The organism is Streptomyces sp. KL116D, from assembly GCF_030766975.1.
GTDB classification, from domain to species: Bacteria; Actinomycetota; Actinomycetes; order Streptomycetales; family Streptomycetaceae; genus Streptomyces; species Streptomyces longispororuber_A.
Genome location: NZ_JASERH010000150.1, coordinates 55,438 through 68,088 on the forward strand (window position 1 = coordinate 55,438; position 12,651 = coordinate 68,088).

Here is a 12,651-nt window from a genome sequence, read left to right on the forward strand (position 1 = left end):
GGTTTGCGCTGTTTGTCGTGAATGACGTCAAGAGTGGGGCGGGGCCGTGGTCTGGCTAGTCAGCCTCGGTATACAAATCGGTGTCACCGAAGAGGGACTTCAGAGCGACGGCGCGGCTGTCCCTGACGTGCAGCAGCGTGCTCGCCGCCGCGGCCTCCTCGTCGCCCGCCGCGATGTGCCGGAACATGTCCGCGTGCTGCGCCCGCATGTGGGCGGGCTCCTCGCGCATCCCGAACAGCAGCTGCAGCTGCCAGCTCAGCTGCTCCATCGTGCGGATCAGCAGCGGATTGCCGCCGAGCGCCACGACCTGCTCGTGGAACGCCGTGTGCGCGGCCACCTCGCGCGTCCCCTCGTCGGCCGCCGCCGCCCGCTCCGCCCGCTCCAGGCTGGCGCGCAGATCGGCGAGGCCGTCCGGCTCGGCGGGTGCCACGGCCGCCGCCCTGCGGGCCGCGAGCCGCGACGCCTGCACCGCGAGCGGCTCCCACACCTCGTACAGATGGCGCACGTCGACCCGCTCCAGACGCCGCACCCGCACGCCGCTGTGCGGCAGCAGTTCGAGCAGGCCCTCGCTGACGAGCGCGCGCAGCGCCTCCCGGACCGGCACCCGGGACATCCGCAGTTCCTCGGCGATCTCGCGCTCCACGAGGCGCGCGCCCATCGCGTAGCGGCGGTCGACGATGCGCTGCCGCACCTCCTCGCGCGCCTGTGCGCTCAGGGACGTACGTCCCGCTCCCGACTCCGCAGTACTGCCCGCCACGTGCACCGTCCTTCACCGGTCGTGCTCCGGGCGAGGATACGTGCGTTTCAGGACTCCGGCGGTGCCTGCCGGTCCACGTACTCGAACACCGAGCCGTCCGGGTGCAGCGCGATCAGATTGCGCCCGGCCGGTGTCGGCACCGGTCCCGCGATCACTTTCGCGCCGGACGCGGTCAGTACCGCGTTCGCCTCGTCGACGTCGCGCACCGCGATCGTCGCCGCGACCTTGCGGAGCACCGCCAGCTCCTCCTCGGGCCCGCTCATCAGCAGGAAGCAGCCGACCGCGGCCACCGACACCCCGCCGCGCTCGAACCGCAGCGCCCTGCTGCCCGCGAGTTGCTCGTAGAAGGCGACCGAGGACTCCAGGTCCTCGACGCAGACGCGCAGCGTGGTTCCCAGGATTTCCATACGGGGCAGCCTAGTTGGCGCCGCGAACCGGTGTGATCACTTCGCCCAACCCGCCGTTACGGGCGCCGCGCGGCGGGTACCCGGGGCGCATGGAACGCATTGACCAGCGACTCAACGAGGAAGTGGCCCACGCCGTCCGCGACGCCGTCCGGGCCGAGATGAAGGAGGGCTTCCGCGCGCAGAAGCGGCGGGCCGGCCTGTACGCGGGCGCAGGGGCGGTCGCCCTGTACGCGGGGGCCGCCGCGGCGCTGGCCCTCGGGCTGGTGCTCGCCCTCGGCATGCCGGACTGGGCGGCGGCCCTGGTGGTCGCCGTGGTGCTCGGCGTCGCGGCGTTCGCGCTGCGGCAGGCCGCCAGGCCGGGTACGCCGGACGCGCCCACGGCGCCGCCGATGCCGTCCGCCCCGCCGCCGCCCGGGATCTGACCCGGCTCCCCGCCTCAGGACGCGGGCCAGCCCGCCGCGGAGACGACCGCGCGGGCCACCTGCGTCACCGTGCGGTCGTCCGTCGGGACCCGCACCGTGTCCCGCGGCACCCCCGCCTCCAGACGGCGCGCCATGAACGCGCTCCGCTCCAGCTGCCGCCGCAGCTCGGAGCCCTGCTCCCGCGCCGTCAGCCGCAGCCGCACCGTGTCGTCCGACGCCGTCAGCAGGACCCGCACGATGCGCGGCTCGTCCGGCGCCAGCGCCGACCGGAACAGAGCGGTCCCGCTGCCCAGCACCGACGCCGTGTTCGTGTAGACCAGCCGCGTGTGGCCGAGCTCGCGGTAGTTGCGCCACAGCGCCGCCAGGTTGCGCTCCGTGATCGCCCCGCGGTCCGGGTCGCCCGGCGGCGCCGGGTGCACCGCGTCCAGGGCGTCGCCCTCGATGTACGCGTGCGCCACGTCCGCGTCCCGCAGCAGTGCGGCCACCTCCCGGCCCACCGACGACTTGCCCGCCCCTGAGCGGCCGCCGATCAGCAGCAGATCCGTTCCGTGCGCGTCGAGAGTCATGGCGTGAGCGTAGACGCCGCACGTTTGGCGGCGCTCGGCCCGGGGACGCGGGAGGTCCACCATCGCGTCCCCCGGAGGAGAACCGTGAGCCGATCGCGCGTCCTGATCGTCGGTGCCGGTTTCGCCGGCTACCGGGCCGCCCGCATGCTGACCCGGGTGGCCCGGCACACCGCCGACGTCACCCTGCTCAATCCGACCGACTACTTCCTGTACCTCCCGCTGCTGCCGCAGGTCGCCGCCGGCACGCTGGAGCCGCGCCGCGTCACCGTCTCCCTGTCGGGGACGCTGCCGCGCACCCGGCTCGTGCTCGGCGAGGCGGACGGCGTGGACCTCGACGGCCGGACCGTCTCGTACGTCGGCCCCGAGGGCGCCCGCGGCACCCTGGAGTACGACCGGCTCGTCCTCGCCGTCGGCAGCGTCAACAAACTGCTGCCCGTGCCGGGCGTCGCCGAGCACGCGCACGGCTTCCGCGGCATGCCCGAGGCGCTGTACCTGCGCGACCACGTGACCCGGCAGATCGAACTCGCCGCGGCCGCCGACGACCCGGCCGAGTGCCGGGCCCGCTGCACCTTCGTCGTGGTCGGCGCCGGCTACACCGGCACCGAAGTCGCCGCGCAGGGACAGCTGTTGACCGACGCCCTGGTGCGCAGGCAGCCGCTGCGCCGGGGGATCCGCCCCCGCTGGATGCTGCTCGACATCGCGCCCCGGGTGCTGCCCGAACTCGACGAGCGGCTCTCCCGCACCTCCGACCGCGTGCTGCGCGAACGCGGCGTCGAGGTGCGCACCGGGACCTCCGTGAAGGAGGCCACCCGGGACGGGGTCCTGCTCGACGACGGCGAGTTCGTGGACACCCGCACCCTCGTGTGGTGCGTCGGCGTCCGCCCCGACCCGCTGGTCGCGGGCCTCGGCAGGCCGCTGGAGCGCGGACGGCTGCTGGTCGACCCGTTCCTGAACGTGCCCGGGCACCCCGAGGTGTTCGCCTGCGGTGACGCGGCCGCCGTGCCCGACCTGGAGAAACCGGGCTCGTACACGCCGATGACCGCGCAGCACGCCTGGCGGCAGGGGCGGGTCGCGGGACTCAACGTCGCCGCGTCCCTCGGGCACGGCGAACGCCGCAGCTACCGTCACAAGGACCTCGGCTTCACCGTCGACCTGGGCGGCGCGAAGGCCGCCGCGAATCCGCTCGGCGTCCCCCTGTCCGGGCCGCTCGCGGGCGCCGTCACCCGCGGTTACCACCTCGCCGCGCTGCCCGGCAACCGCGTCCGGGTCGCGGCGGACTGGATCCTGGACGCCGTACTGCCGCGCCAGGCAGTCCAGTTGGGGCTCGTCCGCTCCTGGTCCGTGCCGCTCGACACGGCGTCCCCCGAGCTCGCCCGGGTACCGGACGACACCAAGGACCGGAGCCAGGACCGGGAGCGGGACCAGGACCAAAACCAGGACCGGGACCAGGACCAGGGGCGGGACCAGCACCGGCAAGACGGGGGCGAAGAACGCAACGGAGGTACCTCGTGACCACCTACACAGATGCTGAACTCCAGGAGCTCGGACAGCAGTTGAGGGTCGACTCGGTGCGCGCGGCGGACGCCGCCGGATCCGGCCATCCGACCTCCTCGATGTCCGCGGCCGATCTGCTGGCCGTGCTCCTCGCCCGCCACTTCCGCTACGACTTCGACCGCCCCGCCCACCCGGGCAACGACCGCTTCGTCCTCTCCAAGGGTCATGCGTCGCCGCTGCTGTACGCCGCGTACAAGGCGGCGGGCGCCATCAACGACAGCGAACTGATGACGTTCCGCACCTTCGGCAGCCGCCTGGAGGGCCACCCGACGCCGCAGCGGCTGCCGTGGGTCGAGACCGCCACCGGATCGCTGGGGCAGGGGCTGCCCGTCGGCGTCGGGATCGCGCTGTCCGGCCGCCGGCTCGACCGCGTCGGCTACCGCGTCTACGTCCTGTGCGGCGACAGCGAACTCGCCGAGGGATCGGTGTGGGAGGCCGCCGAGCACGCCGCGTACGAGCACCTCGACAACCTCACCGCGATCGTCGACGTCAACCGGCTCGGCCAGCGCGGACCCACCCGGCACGGCCACGACCTCGACGCGTACGCGCGCCGCTTCCGGGCGTTCGGCTGGCACACCGTCGAGATCGACGGGCACGACGTGGCCGAGATCGACCGCGCGTACGCCGAGGCCCGCTCCACCACCGGACAGCCCACCGTGATCATCGCCCGCACCCTCAAGGGCAAGGGCGTCGCCGCCGTCGAGGACCGGGAGGGCATGCACGGCAAGCCGCTGCCCGACGCCGACGGGGCGATCGCGGAACTCGGCGGCGACCAGGGAGTGCGGGTCGAGGTGCAGTCGCCGCCCGCCGCCCGGATCCTGCACGCCGTGCGCAGCGGCCACCTCGACCTGCCGCGCTACGAGCTCGGCGACGAGGTCGCCACCCGCGACGCCTACGGGCAGGCGCTCGCGGCGCTCGGCTCGGCGCGCGGCGACGTCGTGGCCCTCGACGGCGAGGTGAGCGACTCGACCCGCACCGAGCAGTTCGCCAAGGAGCACCCCGACCGGTTCTTCGAGTGCTACATCGCCGAGCAGCAGCTCGTCGCGACGGCCGTCGGACTCGCGAGCCGCGGCTGGGTCCCCTACGCGTCCACCTTCGCGGCGTTCCTGACCCGCGCCCACGACTTCGTCCGGATGGCGTCCGTCAGCGGCGCCGGCCTCAACCTGGTCGGCTCGCACGCGGGCGTCGCCATCGGGCAGGACGGGCCCTCGCAGATGGGCCTCGAAGACCTCGCCATGTTCCGGGCGGTGCACGGATCGACCGTCCTGTACCCGTGCGACGCCAACCAGACGGCCCGGCTCGTCGGCCGCATGGCCGAACTGGACGGCATCCGGTACCTGCGGACCTCGCGCGGCAAGAGCCCCGTCATCTACCCGCCGCACGAGGACTTCCCGGTCGGCGGCAGCAAGGTCCTGCGGGCCGGGGGCGACGACCGGCTGACCATCGTCGCCGCCGGGGTCACCGTGCACGAGGCGCTGACCGCGGCCGACGAACTGGCCAGGGCCGGGATCCCGGTCCGGGTGATCGACCTGTACTCCGTGAAGCCGGTCGACCGGCGCACCCTGGCCGAGGCCGCCCGGGACACCGGATGCCTGGTCACCGTGGAGGACCACCGGGACGAGGGCGGGCTCGGCGACGCGGTCGCCGAGGCGTTCGCGGACGGCAGCCCCACGCCGCGCCTGGTGCGGCTGGCCGTCCGTCCGATGCCGGGTTCGGGGACCCCGGCGGAACAGCTCGGGGCGGCCGGCATCGACGCGGCGTCCCTCATCGCGGCGACCGCCCTCCTCGTCGAGCAGCAGATGACGCCCTGACCGCCGCAGGGGCCCGTCGGCCCAGGGAGGCGCCGTGAACGACGTACGCACGTACCGGGTCGGCAAGCGCAGCGTGGAGGTGCACCGGCCCGGCAAGGAACTGCTGCCCGACGGCATCACGAAGGGCGCGCTCGCCGACTACCACCGCGCGATCGCGCCGTTCATGCTGCCGCACCTGCGCGGCCGGCCGCTGATGCTGGAGCGGCACCCCGACGGTCCGGACGGGCCCCGGTTCATGCAGAAGGACACCCCGGACAGCTATCCCGACTGGATCCGCCGGGTGGAGGTCGCCAAGGAGGGCGGCACCGTCACGCACACCGTGTGCGAGGACACCGCCACCCTGCTCTTCCTCGTCGACCGGGCCGCGCTCACCCTGCACCGGTGGCAGTCGCGGGCCGGCCGGATCGACCGCCCCGACCGGCTGGTCTTCGACCTCGACCCCGCGAAGGACGACTTCGGGACGGTACGGGACGCGGCCCGCCGGCTGCACGAGCTCCTCGACGGACTCGGGCTGCCCGCCGCCCCGATGACCACCGGCTCGCGCGGCGTGCACGTCGTCGTACCGCTCGACGGGCGGCACGACTTCGACGCCGCCCGGGACTTCGCCCGGCAGGTCGCGCAGACCCTCGCCGACGAGCACCCCGACGCCCTCACCACCGAGGTCCGCAAGAAGGACCGCGGCGACCGCCTCTACCTCGACGTGCTGCGCAACGGCTACGCCCAGACCGCCGTCGCGCCCTACAGCGTGCGGGCGAAACCGGGCGGACCCGTGGCCACCCCGATGACCTGGGAGCAGCTCGACGACCCGACCACGGACGCCCGCCGCTGGACGGTCACGGACGCCCTCGAACAGGCCCGCACCCGCCCCTGGGAAGGGCTGCTCGGCCGGGGGCGCGCGCTCGGGCCCGCGCTGCGCAAGCTCCATGCCCAGCAGCGGAGTTGAAGGTTTGGCCAGGGCTCATGGGGTGACTCGCCCCGCATGAACAAGACGCAGGGCGACGGCGGCCAGGGGCCAGGCCCCATGGAGGTGCTGCGCGAGGCGCGCACCCAGCTGGCCGAGCTCACCGGAATGGCGGCGGAGTCCGTCTCGTCCTTCGAACGTACCGAGGACGGCTGGGAGTTGGAGATCGAGGTCCTCGAAGTGGCCCGGGTCCCCGACACGATGAGCCTGCTGGCGAGCTACCAGGTGAGCCTGGACCCGCAGGGCGTGCTCACCGGATACCGGCGCGTCCATCGCTACGAGCGGGGACGTGCGGAGTCGCGCAAGCCTGGCGGCCGGTAGGCCGCCGCCCCGCGCACCACACAGACAAGCCCCTTACGGACAAGGAGGACCGGTCTCCATGACCGTTGTTCCTGCACAGCAGTCAGGCGGCGGTGGCGGCACCAGCGGTCTGTACGACGTACTCGAACTCGTCCTGGACCGCGGACTCGTCATCGACGCGTTCGTCCGTGTCTCGCTGGTCGGCATCGAGATCCTGAAGATCGACGTCAGGGTCGTCGTCGCCAGCGTCGACACCTATCTCCGCTTCGCCGAGGCCTGCAACCGGCTCGACCTGGAAGCCGGCCCGCACCGCAGCCCCGGCCTGCCCGACCTCGTCGGCGAGATGACCGAGTCCGGCGCGCGCGGCAAGTCCAAGGGCGCCCTGAGCGGAGCCGCGCAGACCATCTCCGAGGCCTTCAACCAGGCCCGCGACGAGGGTCAGGCCGAGCCGAAGCGGACCCGCAGGTCCGCCCCGAGCCGCCGTAAGGAGGAGCAGGAGTGACCAGCACGTACATCTACGGCATCGCGAGCGCCGAGCACCCCTCGCTGCCCGACGGCATGGGCGGCATCGGTGAACCCGCGCGCAAGGTGCGCCTCGTGAAGGAAGGGCCCCTCGCGGCGATCGTCAGCGAAGCCCCCGAAGACCTGCGGCCCAAGCGCCGGGACCTGCTCGCCCATCAGAGCGTGCTGTCCGAGGCGGGCGGCGGCGGGCCCGTCCTGCCCATGCGGTTCGGCAGCCTCGCGCCCGACGACAAGGCCGTCGCGGCGGTGCTCGCCGAGCGCGCCGACCACTACCAGGAGCGGCTGAGCTCCCTGGAGGGCAAGGTCGAGTACAACGTCAAGGCGCAGCACGACGAGGAGGCCGTGCTGCACCGGGTGATGGCCGAGGACCCCGAGGTCCGCACCCTGACCGAGGCCAACCGGCAGGCCGGCGGCGGCACGTACGAGGAGCGGCTGCGCCTCGGCGAGCTGGTCGTGTCGGCCGTGCAGGCCCGGGAGGCGGAGGACGCCGCCGAGCTGCAGCGCCTGCTCGAACCCGCGGCGGACGCGGTGTCGACGGGACCGGAGAGCAGCGGCTGGCTGGCCAACGTCTCCTTCCTCGTCGACCGCGGGCAGGCCGAGCACTTCCTCGCCGCGATCGAGCACGTCCGCCGCAGCCGCCCGCACCTCGACCTCACGGTCAACGGCCCGCTCCCGCCGTACAGCTTCGTGGAGCCGGGCCCCGCGGAGCCCGCGGGCACGGAGTGAGCCCATGGGGCTGATCAAGGAAGTGCTGCTGCTGCCGATCGCGCCGGTGCGCGGGTCCCTGTGGGCCGTGCAGCAGGTGCTCACGGAGGCCGAGCGGCAGTACTACGACCCCGCGTCGATCCGCGCCGAACTCGCCCGCCTGGAAGAGCGGTTGACGTCCGGCGAGATCGACCAGGAGACGTTCGACCGGATCGAGGACGAGCTCCTCGACCGTCTGGAGGGAAAGTGAACCGAGCAGCGCTCGGCCTCGCGGTAGGGGCCGGTTACGTCCTCGGGCGTACGAAGAAGATGAAGCTGGCGTTCGCCGTCGGCACGATGGTCGCGGGCAAACGGCTGAAGCTGAGCCCGAGCGCGCTCGCGGACCTGGTCAGCCAACAGCTGGCGAACAATCCGCAGTTCAAGGAGATCGGCGACGAGCTCAGGCAGGATCTGCGCGGCGTCGGCAAGGCGGCGTCGGGTGCGCTCGTCGAGCGCCAGATCGAAGGGCTCGCGGGCCGTCTGCACGACCGCACGCGCGGCGTCCGCGACCGGATCGAGGGCGTCGCCCCCGACGCCGACGACGTGCGCGACGCGGGCGAGCGGGTCACCGGTCTCGTACCGGGGCGCGGCAAGGGCCGCGACGAGGAGCCCGAGGAGGGCCGCGACGAGGAGCCCTACGACGCCTATGACGACGAGGCCCCGGACGACGAGGGCCCGGACGAGGCGGCGGACCGGGACGAAGCCGACGAGGCGGCGGACCGGCCGAGGGGCGCCGGGTCGCGGACGGCGGAGAAGAAGCCGCCGGCCAAGAAGGCGGCCGCCAAGAAGACCGCGGCGCGCAAGCCGGCGCAGAAGGCCCCGGCGCAGCGGGCGGGCGGTGCCAAGCGGGCCGCCAAGAAGACCGTGGAAGGGGGCCGTGGCCGTGGCTGACTCCCCGAAGAACGCGCTCGGCGGTCTCGCGAAGAGCCAGGCCGCCGACCACCTCAAGGCCGAACTCCAGGAGTACCTGGCGGCCCAGGCCCAGCGCATGCTGATCGGCGCGGGCCGCAAGCTCGGCGAGACCACGCTCAAGTTGAACGACATCGCCGACGGCAAGAGCCCCGGATTCGCCAAGCTCGCCCTCGACGGCGGCCGCAAACTCGCCGAGGGCAAGGGACCGCTGCGCAGCGCGGTCGAGCTCGGCGCGGGACGGCTGAAGGACAACGTCGTGGGCGCGTTCAAGAACCTCGGCGGCGGCAAGGGCAAGCGCAAGAGCGGCGCGGGCAAGAAGCCCACCGTCATCATGGAGTTCATCGACGTGGGCGTCGATCTGCGCAACGCCTACGACCAGTGGACCCAGTACCAGGAGTTCAGCACCTTCGCGAAGGGCGTCAAGAACGCGAACCGCGCCGACGACGTCACCTCCGACTGGCAGCTCAAGGTCTTCTGGTCCAACCGGAGCTGGAAGGCCCACACCACCGAGCAGCATCCCGACGACCGGATCGCCTGGACGTCGGAGGGCGCCAAGGGCACCACGAAGGGCGTCGTCTCCTTCCACCCGCTGGCCGACCGGCTCACCCGGGTGCTGCTCGTCATCGAGTACTACCCCAAGGGCCTGTTCGAGAAGACCGGCAACATCTGGCGCGCCCAGGGCCGCCGGGCCCGTCTCGACCTGAAGCACTTCGCGCGGTTCGTGACGCTGCGCGGCGAGGCGAGCGACGGCTGGCGCGGCGAGATCGAGGACGGCGAGGTCGTCAAGAGCCACGAGGACGCCGTCGCCGAGGAGGAGCGGGAGAACGAAGAGGGGCAGGGGCAGGAGCAGGAGGGGGAGCTGGAGCAGGACTCCGGCAAGCCCGCGGACGACGACTACGAGGAGTACGCCGAGGAAGAGGGCGGCGAGGGCGACGAGGGCGAGGAGGAACCCGACCGCTACGACGCCGAGGACGAGGACCGGGACGAGTCCGAGGCCGACGGCGAGTACGAAGGCGAGTACGAGGAGTACGACACCGAGCCCGAGCAGGAGCACGACCGGGACGAGGAGCCGGAGCCCGAGGACGACGAGCCCGAGGAGGAGCCGGCGCGCCGGCCCCGGCGGGAGCGGGCCGGCAGCGGGGCCCGCCGATGACCACGGCGAGCCGCTTCCCCGACACCTACCGCGGTGGCGACGGCGGGGCCAACCTCGCCGACATCCTCGAACGCGTCCTGGACAAGGGCATCGTCATCGCGGGCGACATCCGCATCAACCTGCTCGACATCGAACTGCTCACCATCAAGCTCCGGCTGATCGTCGCCTCCATCGACAAGGCGAAGGAGATGGGCATCGACTGGTGGGAGGACGACCCGGCGCTGTCGTCGGGCGCCCGCCGCAAGCAACTCGCGCGGGAGAACGCCGAGTTGAAGCAGCGGCTGGCCGAACTGGAGGAGGGCACCGCATGACGAGGAGGAGTGAACTGCGGTACGTGTACGCGGTCTGCCGTCCGCTCGGCGACGCCCCGTTGCAGGCCGACCTCACCGGCGTCGCGGGTGCGCCGCCGGGTCTGGTCGAGCACCACGGGCTGGTCGCCGTCGTCGGTGACGTGCCGGAGCGGGACTTCGCCGAGGCCCCGCTCCGCTCCCATCTGGAGGACCTCGACTGGCTCACCGGAACGGCCCGCGCCCACCAGCGGGTGATCGCGGCCCTGTCCACGGTCACCAGTCCGCTGCCGCTGCGGCTGGCCACCGTGTTCCGTGACGACAGCGGCGTACGGACCATGCTGGAGCAGGAGGGCGACCGCTTCCGCGCCGCGCTCGACCGGCTCGCCGGACGCGTGGAGTGGGGCGTGAAGGTGTACGTCGAGGAGGAGGCCGCCGCCGCGGAACCGGCGCCGGCCGCCGAGCCCGCCGCGGCGTCCGGCCGTGACTACCTGCGCCGCCGCCGGGCCGAGCGGGCCGCCCGCGACGACACCTGGCAGCGCGCCGAACGGTTCGCGCAGGAGCTGCACGACGAGCTGTCCGGGCAGGCCGCGGCCACCCGCATCCACCCGCCGCAGAACCCGGAGCTGGCCCGCACCAGCGGCCGCAACGTCCTCAACGCGGCCTATCTGGTGGGGCGTTCGGCGTCCGAGGAGTTCGTGGAGACGGTCGACGCCACCAAGGACCGGGAGCCGGGGCTGCGGGTGGAGCTGACCGGGCCGTGGGCCGGCTACTCGTTCAGCGGCCCCGAGGGCGCCGAGGGAGGGGAGGAGCAGCCGTGACCGTCGTGGAGCGGCGCGAGATCGCCCTGGTCGACCTGCTCGACCGGCTGCTCGCGGGTGGTGTCGTCCTCACGGGCGACATCACCCTGCGCATCGCGGACGTCGACCTGGTCCGGATCGACCTGAACGCCCTCATCAGCTCGGTCAACGAACAGGTCCCCTCACCCTGGCCGGAGTTGACATGACGGATTCCCGCAGGCGGATCGAGCTCGAACCGGACACGGTGGAGCGCGACCTGATGAAGCTCGTGCTGACCGTCGTGGAACTGCTGCGCCAGCTCATGGAGCGCCAGGCCGTACGGCGGTTCGACACCGGTGATCTGACGGAGGACCAGGAGGAACGGATCGGTCTCACCCTGATGCTGCTGGAGGACCGGATGGCCGAGCTGACGGAGCGCTACGGGCTGCGGCCCGAGGACCTGAACATCGACCTCGGACCGCTCGGCCCGCTGCTGCCGCGCAGCTGACCGCCGTTCCCGCGCCGCCTCACCGGCGTCGAACTCCCTTACTCCTGGCCCGACTTGCGGGCCAGGATCTCGCCGTGCAGCACCGTGAACCAGGCGTCGTCGTGCCCGCCCCACTCCCGCCACGCCTCGGACACCGCGGTCAGTTGCTCGGGCGTCGCGTGCCCGCCCTCCGTCGCCCGCTCGGCGTACGTGGAGGCCACGGTGCGGTCCGCCCACAGCCCGCTCCACCAGGCGATCTCGTCGGCCGTCGCGTAGCACCACGTACCGGCCGACGCGGTGATCTCGTCCGCGGTGAAACCGGCCCGCAGCGCCCAGGACTTGAGGTGCCGGCCGGCGTCCGGCTCGCCGCCGTTGGCGCGGGCCACCCGCCGGTACAGGTCCAGCCAGTCGGTCATGCCCGGCGACTGCGGGTACCAGGCCATCGCCGCGTAGTCCGAGTCGCGGACGGCGACGATCCCGCCGGGCTTGGTGACGCGGCGCATCTCGCGCAGCGCCTGCACCGGATCGCCGACGTGCTGCAGCACCTGGTGCGCGTGCACCACGCAGAACGTGTCGTCCGGCCAGTCCAGGGCGTGCACGTCCGCGGTGGTGAACTCGACGTTCGTCAGGCCCCGTTCGGCGGCGGTGGCGCGCGCCTGGTCCAGGATCCCCGCGGCGTGGTCCGCGCCGACGACGTGTCCGTCCGGGACCAGGGCGGCCAGGTCGGCGGTGATCGTGCCGGGGCCGCAGCCGATGTCCAGGACCTTCATGTGCGGCTTGAGCGAACCCAGCAGGTAGCCCGCCGAGTTGGCGGCGGTGCGCCAGGTGTGCGAACGCAGCACGGACTCGTGGTGGCCGTGTGTGTACACGGCGGTCTCCTGCGACATGACCGGATCCCCTTCACGGTGTGGCGAACCGCCCGGGGCGGGCCGCCCCGGGCGATGTGATCACCGTACGCCGGTCACTCGCATAGTGAGATACGTGTCTTG

18 protein-coding genes are annotated in these 12,651 nt (G+C 73.0%); 14 read left to right on the forward strand and 4 right to left on the reverse strand.

Going from position 1 to position 12,651, the window contains the following annotated elements; all coding sequences use genetic code 11:
• Positions 1 to 55: 55 nt before the first annotated feature.
• Positions 56 to 757, reverse strand: coding sequence for a GntR family transcriptional regulator (locus RBJ77_RS59425; protein ID WP_372352530.1), 702 nt, complete (start codon positions 755 to 757; stop codon positions 56 to 58).
• 47 nt (positions 758 to 804) lie between these two features.
• A complete protein-coding gene (locus RBJ77_RS59430) occupies positions 805 to 1,164 on the reverse strand; it encodes a VOC family protein (RefSeq protein WP_372352531.1) in 360 nt (119 codons plus the stop codon).
• Positions 1,165 to 1,253: 89 nt separating this feature from the next.
• Here RBJ77_RS59430 and RBJ77_RS59435 point away from each other — a divergent pair, with 89 nt between their 5' ends.
• Complete coding sequence (locus RBJ77_RS59435) at positions 1,254 to 1,586, forward strand: phage holin family protein (protein ID WP_372352532.1); 333 nt, start codon at positions 1,254 to 1,256, stop codon at positions 1,584 to 1,586.
• Positions 1,587 to 1,600: 14 nt separating this feature from the next.
• Here RBJ77_RS59435 and RBJ77_RS59440 read toward each other — a convergent pair whose 3' ends face one another.
• Entirely contained in the window at positions 1,601 to 2,152 is a 552-nt protein-coding gene (locus RBJ77_RS59440) for a hypothetical protein (RefSeq protein WP_372352533.1), read from the reverse strand.
• A gap of 84 nt (positions 2,153 to 2,236) precedes the next feature.
• Here RBJ77_RS59440 and RBJ77_RS59445 point away from each other — a divergent pair, with 84 nt between their 5' ends.
• From RBJ77_RS59445 to RBJ77_RS59505, 13 genes are read left to right on the forward strand one after another with little or no spacing between them, the layout of a single operon-like run.
• On the forward strand, positions 2,237 to 3,664 hold the full coding sequence (locus tag RBJ77_RS59445) for an NAD(P)/FAD-dependent oxidoreductase (RefSeq protein ID WP_372352534.1): 1,428 nt from the start codon (positions 2,237 to 2,239) through the stop codon (positions 3,662 to 3,664).
• A complete protein-coding gene (locus tag RBJ77_RS59450) occupies positions 3,661 to 5,517 on the forward strand; it encodes a transketolase (protein ID WP_372352535.1) in 1,857 nt (618 codons plus the stop codon). Before RBJ77_RS59445 ends, RBJ77_RS59450 begins: the two co-directional genes overlap by 4 nt.
• A 34-nt stretch (positions 5,518 to 5,551) precedes the next feature.
• Positions 5,552 to 6,460: a non-homologous end-joining DNA ligase gene (gene ligD, locus RBJ77_RS59455; protein WP_372352536.1), complete on the forward strand. Its 909-nt coding sequence runs from the start codon at positions 5,552 to 5,554 to the stop codon at positions 6,458 to 6,460.
• A gap of 36 nt (positions 6,461 to 6,496) precedes the next feature.
• Positions 6,497 to 6,799: a gas vesicle protein gene (locus RBJ77_RS59460; RefSeq protein ID WP_372352537.1), complete on the forward strand. Its 303-nt coding sequence runs from the start codon at positions 6,497 to 6,499 to the stop codon at positions 6,797 to 6,799.
• 58 nt (positions 6,800 to 6,857) lie between these two features.
• Positions 6,858 to 7,280 carry a gas vesicle structural protein GvpA gene (locus RBJ77_RS59465; protein ID WP_372352538.1) on the forward strand — a complete coding sequence of 141 codons (423 nt, stop codon included), beginning with the start codon at positions 6,858 to 6,860 and terminating at the stop codon, positions 7,278 to 7,280.
• On the forward strand, positions 7,277 to 8,026 hold the full coding sequence (locus RBJ77_RS59470) for a GvpL/GvpF family gas vesicle protein (RefSeq protein ID WP_372352539.1): 750 nt from the start codon (positions 7,277 to 7,279) through the stop codon (positions 8,024 to 8,026). The genes RBJ77_RS59465 and RBJ77_RS59470 overlap by 4 nt, the downstream gene beginning before the upstream one ends.
• A gap of 4 nt (positions 8,027 to 8,030) precedes the next feature.
• Positions 8,031 to 8,255, forward strand: coding sequence for a gas vesicle protein GvpG (locus RBJ77_RS59475; RefSeq protein ID WP_372352540.1), 225 nt, complete (start codon positions 8,031 to 8,033; stop codon positions 8,253 to 8,255).
• The gene (locus tag RBJ77_RS59480) at positions 8,252 to 8,935 is read left to right on the forward strand and encodes a DNA primase (protein ID WP_372352541.1); all 684 of its coding nucleotides are present in this window, start codon (positions 8,252 to 8,254) and stop codon (positions 8,933 to 8,935) included. The genes RBJ77_RS59475 and RBJ77_RS59480 overlap by 4 nt, the downstream gene beginning before the upstream one ends.
• Positions 8,922 to 10,109 (forward strand): SRPBCC family protein, encoded by a 1,188-nt coding sequence (locus tag RBJ77_RS59485; protein ID WP_372352542.1) that lies wholly within the window; start codon positions 8,922 to 8,924, stop codon positions 10,107 to 10,109. Before RBJ77_RS59480 ends, RBJ77_RS59485 begins: the two co-directional genes overlap by 14 nt.
• Positions 10,106 to 10,420, forward strand: coding sequence for a gas vesicle protein (locus tag RBJ77_RS59490; RefSeq protein ID WP_255972098.1), 315 nt, complete (start codon positions 10,106 to 10,108; stop codon positions 10,418 to 10,420). The genes RBJ77_RS59485 and RBJ77_RS59490 overlap by 4 nt, the downstream gene beginning before the upstream one ends.
• Positions 10,417 to 11,217, forward strand: coding sequence for a GvpL/GvpF family gas vesicle protein (locus RBJ77_RS59495; protein WP_372352543.1), 801 nt, complete (start codon positions 10,417 to 10,419; stop codon positions 11,215 to 11,217). The genes RBJ77_RS59490 and RBJ77_RS59495 overlap by 4 nt, the downstream gene beginning before the upstream one ends.
• Positions 11,214 to 11,402 carry a gas vesicle protein gene (locus RBJ77_RS59500; protein WP_372352544.1) on the forward strand — a complete coding sequence of 63 codons (189 nt, stop codon included), beginning with the start codon at positions 11,214 to 11,216 and terminating at the stop codon, positions 11,400 to 11,402. The genes RBJ77_RS59495 and RBJ77_RS59500 overlap by 4 nt, the downstream gene beginning before the upstream one ends.
• Complete coding sequence (locus RBJ77_RS59505) at positions 11,399 to 11,683, forward strand: gas vesicle protein K (protein ID WP_255972104.1); 285 nt, start codon at positions 11,399 to 11,401, stop codon at positions 11,681 to 11,683. The genes RBJ77_RS59500 and RBJ77_RS59505 overlap by 4 nt, the downstream gene beginning before the upstream one ends.
• A 38-nt stretch (positions 11,684 to 11,721) precedes the next feature.
• Here RBJ77_RS59505 and RBJ77_RS59510 read toward each other — a convergent pair whose 3' ends face one another.
• Positions 11,722 to 12,549 (reverse strand): class I SAM-dependent methyltransferase, encoded by an 828-nt coding sequence (locus RBJ77_RS59510; protein WP_372352545.1) that lies wholly within the window; start codon positions 12,547 to 12,549, stop codon positions 11,722 to 11,724.
• Between the last annotated feature and the right edge of the window lie 102 nt (positions 12,550 to 12,651).

What these genes read in the sequence shown, in the direction of transcription:
- RBJ77_RS59430 (WP_372352531.1), bottom strand. Translation starts at nt 1,164, where the DNA reads ATGGAAATCCTGGGAACCACGCTGCGCGTCTGCGTCGAGGACCTGGAG.
- RBJ77_RS59435 (WP_372352532.1), top strand. Translation starts at nt 1,254, where the DNA reads ATGGAACGCATTGACCAGCGACTCAACGAGGAAGTGGCCCACGCCGTC.
- RBJ77_RS59440 (WP_372352533.1), bottom strand. Translation starts at nt 2,152, where the DNA reads ATGACTCTCGACGCGCACGGAACGGATCTGCTGCTGATCGGCGGCCGC.
- RBJ77_RS59460 (WP_372352537.1), top strand. Translation starts at nt 6,497, where the DNA reads ATGAACAAGACGCAGGGCGACGGCGGCCAGGGGCCAGGCCCCATGGAG.
- RBJ77_RS59465 (WP_372352538.1), top strand. Translation starts at nt 6,858, where the DNA reads ATGACCGTTGTTCCTGCACAGCAGTCAGGCGGCGGTGGCGGCACCAGC.
- RBJ77_RS59475 (WP_372352540.1), top strand. Translation starts at nt 8,031, where the DNA reads ATGGGGCTGATCAAGGAAGTGCTGCTGCTGCCGATCGCGCCGGTGCGC.
- RBJ77_RS59490 (WP_255972098.1), top strand. Translation starts at nt 10,106, where the DNA reads ATGACCACGGCGAGCCGCTTCCCCGACACCTACCGCGGTGGCGACGGC.
- RBJ77_RS59495 (WP_372352543.1), top strand. Translation starts at nt 10,417, where the DNA reads ATGACGAGGAGGAGTGAACTGCGGTACGTGTACGCGGTCTGCCGTCCG.
- RBJ77_RS59505 (WP_255972104.1), top strand. Translation starts at nt 11,399, where the DNA reads ATGACGGATTCCCGCAGGCGGATCGAGCTCGAACCGGACACGGTGGAG.
- RBJ77_RS59510 (WP_372352545.1), bottom strand. Translation starts at nt 12,549, where the DNA reads ATGTCGCAGGAGACCGCCGTGTACACACACGGCCACCACGAGTCCGTG.